General features: G+C 70.7%; 5 protein-coding genes. All 5 read left to right on the top strand.

What is annotated here, in order from left to right:
- Positions 1-255: 255 nt before the first annotated feature.
- On the top strand, positions 256-1,275 hold the full coding sequence (locus ACK5F2_RS06710) for a TAXI family TRAP transporter solute-binding subunit (RefSeq protein ID WP_409863684.1): 1,020 nt from the start codon (positions 256-258) through the stop codon (positions 1,273-1,275).
- Positions 1,276-1,392: 117 nt separating this feature from the next.
- Positions 1,393-2,109, top strand: a complete 717-nt coding sequence (locus ACK5F2_RS06705; protein ID WP_409863683.1) for a GntR family transcriptional regulator — start codon at positions 1,393-1,395, stop codon at positions 2,107-2,109.
- Positions 2,106-3,068 carry an ABC transporter permease gene (locus ACK5F2_RS06700; RefSeq protein ID WP_409863681.1) on the top strand — a complete coding sequence of 321 codons (963 nt, stop codon included), beginning with the start codon at positions 2,106-2,108 and terminating at the stop codon, positions 3,066-3,068. Before ACK5F2_RS06705 ends, ACK5F2_RS06700 begins: the two co-directional genes overlap by 4 nt.
- Positions 3,065-3,880: an ABC transporter permease gene (locus tag ACK5F2_RS06695; RefSeq protein WP_409863680.1), complete on the top strand. Its 816-nt coding sequence runs from the start codon at positions 3,065-3,067 to the stop codon at positions 3,878-3,880. The genes ACK5F2_RS06700 and ACK5F2_RS06695 overlap by 4 nt, the downstream gene beginning before the upstream one ends.
- Positions 3,881-3,882: 2 nt before the next feature.
- The coding region (locus ACK5F2_RS06690) for an ATP-binding cassette domain-containing protein (protein WP_409863679.1) at positions 3,883-4,431 on the top strand (549 nt) is incomplete at its 3' end.

The following is a 4,431-nucleotide window of genomic DNA, read 5'->3' as shown; positions in this document are numbered from 1 at the left end:
CACTGGCGCAGCCCCAGCCCCAGTCCCAGCCCCGGCCTCGGCCGCTGTTGCCGCCACGGCCGCGTCCGCACCCCCGCCCGCCGCGGCGGGCGCAGCGCTTCGCAACCCACCGCGCCCGGCGGCGGTGGCGGCGCCGCCCGCCGCGCTGCCCGGCCGCGCCGCTGCTGCGGCACCCTGCAGCGAAGCCATGGCGGCCCTGGGCCTGTGCGTCTACCGAAGCGATTCCCCCAGCCCCTCTTCCCCCAGGAGTCCCTGATGAACCGATTGCTGAACACCGGCCTGGCGCTCCTGGCCCTGCTGTGCGCGGGCGCGGCTGCGGCCGCGGTCGACTACAAGATCGTCACCGCCTCCGAGAAAGGCACTTACTACGCCATTGGCAAGGACCTGGCGCGCCTGGTGGCGCCCGAGGCCGGCATCAATCTGGAGGTGCTGCCCACCTCGGGCTCGGCGGCCAATGTCAAGCTGCTGCGCTACGAGCCGGGGGTGAAGTTTGCGGTGGTGCAGGCCGATGTGTTCCAGGCCTTTGTGGACCGCTCCGGGGCCGGCAATGCCGAGGCCAGCACCCTGATCCGCCCGCTGCGCGTGATCCTGCCGCTCTACAACACCGAGATCCACTACATCGTGCGGGCGGACTCGCCCTACAACTATCTGCACGAGATCAAGGACGCCAGGATCAACGGCGGCCTGGTGGGCAGCGGCGCGGCCCTCATCACCCACACCCTCTACCGCATGATGTTCGGCGGCCCCGTGCCCGAGGCCCAGGCCAGCTTTCTCTCCAACGAGGAGGCCCTGGTCAAGCTGATCGGCGACAAGTCGCTCGACGTGGTGGTGGTGGCCGCGGGCCAGCCGGCGCCCCTGATCGCGAACATGAAGCCCGAGGCGCAGAAGTTCATCAAGCTGCTCAAGTTCGATCCCCAACACCCCAGTGCCCGCCAGCCCCTGAGCACCTATGCCCCGGCCACCGTGCGGGCCGCAAGCTATCCCAATCTGCTCAGCGAAGACTTCACCACCATCTCCGTGGGCGCCTTTCTCGTGACCTACGACTACAACACCCGTGGCACGGTGGACAGCATGCGTGCCTTCGGCCGCGCCCTGTGCCAGAACTTCGAGCGTCTGCAGGAGCAGGGCCATCCCAAGTGGCGCGAGGTCAAGCTGGCCCTGCCCGAGCTGGGCCCGGGCTGGAGCTACTACCCGCCCACGGCGCGCGAGCTGCGCGCCTGCACGCCCAAGAAGCGTTGCTCCAACGAGGAGCGCATCCTGGGCCTGTGCAACTGAGGCGTCGCCCCGCGCCGCATCGCGCTGCCGGCTTGAGCCCGGCCCCAGGGCTATCATCGGCGCCCACGGCGAGGGTAGTCATATGGCGGCTTTTGCCCAGGTGTTGAAAGAGGATTGATGAGCAGCAGCAGCGAGCACGACGCTCTGGCATGGCCGAGCCCGGTGCGCCTGGTCGACGAGGTGGCCCGGGTGCTGCGTCAGCGCATCTACACGGGCCACTATCTGCCGGGCGATCTGCTGCGCCAGCAGCAGCTGGCGGAGGATCTGCAGGTCAGCCGCACGCCGCTGCGCGAGGCCTTGCGCATGCTGCAGAGCGAGGGTCTGGTGGAGGCCGACGGGGTGCGTGGCGTGCGCGTGGCGCGCGCCGACCGGCGGCGCCTGCTGGACGCCTATGCCTTGCGCGAGATGCTGGACGGTCTGGCCGCCCGCCAGGCCGCCGAGCGCGGCGCCGCGCGCGCCCGCGCCCTGCTAGGCCCCATCGTGGAGGCGCAGCGCCTCACCCTGGAGCCCTGGCAGCCCTCCGAATACATACGCCTGAACGTGGAGCTGCACGCGGCCATCGTGGCCCTGGCGGACAACGAATTCCTGTCGGCCCAGCTGGCCCTGGTGCGCAAGACCTCCCAGGTCTTTGCACCGGCGGTGCTGATCAGCAAGGACCGCGCGGCCCCCTCGGTGCATGAGCATGGCCTGATCGTGGACGCCATTGCCGCGGGCGATGCCGAGCGCGCCGAGCAGCTGGGCCGCGACCATATCCGCGCCACCATGGACTGCCTGCGCCAGGCCTCGGCCGCCCTGGAGCGGGCCGGCTCGCGTCCGCGCGCCCTGGCCGCATGAGCCTGTTTCTCGCGCGCCGCCTGGCCACCCTGCTGCTGACCCTGCTGGCCGCCTCCCTGCTGGTCTTTGCCGTGCTGGAAGTCCTGCCCGGCAATGCGGCCCAGCTGCTGATGGGGCCGGACGCCGCGCCCGAGGCCGTGGCCGCCCTGGCCGACAAGCTGGGCCTGAACCAGCCTGCCTGGCAGCGCTATGGCCAGTGGCTGCTGGGCCTGCTGCGCTTCGATCTGGGTCTGTCCTATGCCTATGGCAGCCCGGTGGCCGAGCTGATTGCCGAGCGCCTGGCCCTGACCGTGCCCCTGGCCCTGCTGGCCATGGTGCTGACCACGGCCATCGCCCTGAGCACCGGCATCTATGCCGCGGCCCGCCATGGCCGCCCCGGCGATACCGGGGTGATGCTGATCAGCCAGCTGGGCATTGCCGTGCCCAGCTTCTGGTTTGCCATCCTGCTGATCCTGCTCTTCTCGGTGAAGCTGCAGTGGATACCGGCCGGCGGCTTTCCGGGCTGGCGTGAGGCGGAGGGCGGCGGCCTCTGGCCGGGCCTGCAGGCCCTGATCCTGCCAGCCCTGGCCCTGGCCGTGGTGCAGGCCGCCATCCTGGCGCGCATCACGCGCTCGGCCATGCTGGAGGTGCTGCGCGAGGACTTCATGCGCACCGCCCGCGCCAAGGGCCTGTCCCCGCGCCAGGCCCTGTGGGGCCATGGCTTGCGCAATGCCATGATCCCCGTGCTCACGGTCATGGGCCTGCAGTTTGCCAATCTGCTGGCCGGCACCATCGTGGTGGAAAACGTGTTCTACCTGCCGGGCCTGGGCCGCCTGATCTTCCAGAGCATTGCCAACCGCGACCTCATCGTGGTGCGCAACTGCGTGCTGCTGCTGGCGGTCATGGTCATCCTGGTCAACTTCGTGGTCGATGTGCTCTATGCCTGGATCGACCCGCGCATCAAGACCACCGAGCTATGAGCCGGCATCGCAGCTTCATGATCGGCGCCCTGCTGTGCGCCTTGGTGCTGGCCGCCGCCGCCCTGTCCCTGGTCTGGACGCCCTGGCCGGTGCTAGAGATCGATATGGCCAAGAAGCTGCTGCCGCCCAGCGGCCAGCACTGGCTGGGCACCGATCCCCTGGGCCGCGATGTGCTGAGCCTGATCCTGGCCGGCGCGCGCAACTCCATCCTGGTGGGCGTGATCGCCGTGGGCATAGGTCTTGGCGTGGGCGTGCTGCTGGGCCTGTGGGCGGCGGCGCGGCGCGGCTGGGTGGAAGAGGCCCTGATGCGCCTCACGGACTTCAGCTTCGCCTTTCCGGCCCTGCTGCTGGCCATCATGCTCACGGCCGTGGCGGGGCCCGGCATCGTCAACGCCATCATCGCCATCGGCCTGCACAACATCCCCACCTTCGCCCGCATCACCCGCGCCGCGGCGCGCCAGCAATGGGCGCGCGACTATGTGCTGGCCGCGCGCGCCTGCGGCAAGGGAGCCTGGCGCATCAGTGTCGAGCATGTGCTGCCCAATATCGCGGCGGTGCTCATCGTGCAGGCCACCATACAGTTCGCCCTGGCCATACTCGCCGAGGCGGCCCTGTCCTATCTGGGCCTGGGCAGCCAGCCGCCCGCGCCCAGCTGGGGCCGCATGCTGGCCGAGGCCCAGACCCTGCTCTTCCAGGCGCCGCTGCTGGCGGTGTTTCCTGGTCTGGCCATCATGACGGCCGTGCTGGGCCTGAACCTGCTGGGCGACGGTCTGCGCGACATGCTGGACCCCAAACTGGCGCGGAGCCGCTGAGCATGCTGCTGGAGCTGCAAGACCTGCACATCCACCTCGCCACCGCCCAGGGGCCGGTGGAGGCGGTGCGCGGCCTGGATTTCACCCTGGACCGTGGCCAGACCCTGGGCCTGATCGGCGAGTCCGGCAGCGGCAAGTCGCTCACCGCCCTGGCCTTGATGGGCCTGCTGCCCGAGGGCGCACGGGCCACGGGCCGCATCCTGCTGGAGGGTCAGGACTTGCTGAGCCTGCCCGAGCGGGAACTGGCCCGGCTGCGTGGCGCGCGCCTGGCCATGGTCTTCCAGGAGCCCATGACGGCGCTCAAACCCCAGCACCCCAAAGGCCGCCAGGTGGCCGAGCCCCTGCGCCTGCACCCCGGCGCCACCCGCCACGAGGCCGAGACCCGCGCCCTGGCCCTGCTGGAGCGCGTGGGCCTGCCCGATGCGCGCCGCCGCCTGGGTGCCTACCCGCATGAGCTCTCGGGCGGCCAGCGCCAGCGCGTGATGATGGCCATGGCCCTGGCTTGCGAGCCGGCCCTGCTGATTGCCGACGAGCCCACCACGGCCCTGGAC

Source organism: Roseateles sp., assembly GCF_046300915.1.
In the GTDB taxonomy this organism is placed as follows: Bacteria; Pseudomonadota; Gammaproteobacteria; order Burkholderiales; family Burkholderiaceae_C; genus Kinneretia.
The sequence above is the reverse complement of the archived record's forward strand: the minus strand, read 5'-3'. Positions and strand labels throughout refer to the sequence as shown.